General features: G+C 37.3%; 1 protein-coding gene. It reads left to right on the top strand.

Going from position 1 to position 1,619, the window contains the following annotated elements; all coding sequences use genetic code 11:
- Positions 1–81: 81 nt before the first annotated feature.
- Positions 82–1,446: an IS1380 family transposase gene (locus MLE14_RS22180; protein WP_243300535.1), complete on the top strand. Its 1,365-nt coding sequence runs from the start codon at positions 82–84 to the stop codon at positions 1,444–1,446.
- Positions 1,447–1,619: the final 173 nt, after the last annotated feature.

Here is a 1,619-nt window from a genome sequence, read left to right as displayed (position 1 = left end):
CCTGAATCCGTAGCGAAATCCTTTATAAACTTGCTCATAATGCCTGATATAATAAGGTTATCAGCTATTTTTGACTGATTAATTTTTTTCACCAGGCAGGTGTTCAAATTGGTTAAGTTTATATTAGAAGATTCCGATGATACATTGACGACCCATTCGGGTCTGGGGTTAATAGGGTTACTCTTATCAAAGACAAAATTTCATAAACGTTTTTCAACTTTAAAAGTACCCGAGATTAAATCTGTTCCTGCCATTCTTAATGGCGATGTTACAACTTCTTATGTGGGATTACTATGCCAAGGTAAGAATGACTTTGACCATATTGAGCCGTTCCGCGATGATCTATTCTTTTACCGTGCACTTGATATACAAACAGTTCCTTCAAGTTCCACCCTACGTCAACGTCTTGACCAAATCGCAAAGGTCAAGGGATGGAAATCCATTATTTTAGAGGAATCAGCTAAATTAATTAGTGAATTTGATTCTCCAGTTACCTCGACCTTCACAAGTGATGAAAAAGGATATGTCCCTTTAGATATTGATGTATCACCATTCGACAACTCTAATACCAAGAAAGAAGGAGTAAGTCGTACCTATAAAGGATGCGATGGGTATTCCCCTAATTTTGCTTATTTAGGTCAAGAGGGTTACGTAGTGAACGTAGAACTTCGAGAGGGAAGCACTCATGTTCAAAAAGAAACGGATATTTTTCTTAAACAAAGTATTTCCTATGCTCGGATCATTACTGATTTACCGTTATTAGTGCGAATGGATGCTGGGAACGATAGTATTGAAAACCTAAAAGTCTGCGTAAGTGAAAAGGCTAATTTCATTATCAAACGAAATCCAAGACGCGAAAAACCTGAAACCTGGTTAATGGTAGCTGAACAATTCGGTAAATGTATTCAGGAACGAGAAGGAAAACGGGTTTTCTATGGAAAGATGGAGGTAACCCCAAAAGGAATGAAAACGCCAGTCCGTCAGATTTATAAAGTGACTGAGAGAACCATCGATAAAAATGGGCAAATTCTTCTGGTCCCTGATATTGATTTCGAAAGTTATTGGACACTTCTACCTGTTGAACCGGAGGAAGTCATTAGCCTCTATCATGAACATGGTACATGTGAACAGTTCCATAGTGAGTTAAAAACAGATCTGGATTTGGAACGTTTCCCTTCGGGGAAATTTGACACAAATGATTTGATCCTGCATCTTGGCTGCTTAACTTATAATCTTCTTCGAATTATTGGGCAAGAAAGCTTAAAAACATCAGATGCACCATTGAAAAGAAAGGTATTCCGTAGGCGTGTGAAAACAGTGATCCAAAACTTAATTACTTTAGCTTCAAAAATAGTTAATCACTCTCGAAAAATATATTTGAAGTTTGGGAAGCATAGCCCTTGGTTTCCTACTTTTAAGCGACTGTATCAATCGTTTTCGACCTAAAGGTTGGAAACTGAATAAGTAGTCAAATAGCCTGTAAAAAAATCTCGAGGAAAGCAGGTTTTATTTGATGTACCCAAAAAGAATTCTATACAAAAAGTTTAAGTGGCAAAAGGCAGAAAATTCAGGTTTTCCAAAACCTTCAAAAGTAACCGCCTTATGTCACGGATTCAGGA

It is taken from the genome of Bacillus litorisediminis (assembly GCF_022808645.1).
In the GTDB taxonomy this organism is placed as follows: Bacteria; Bacillota; Bacilli; order Bacillales; family JC228; genus Bacillus_BF; species Bacillus_BF litorisediminis.
Note: the sequence above shows the minus strand (reverse complement) of the source record. Positions and strands in the feature narration are given on the sequence as shown.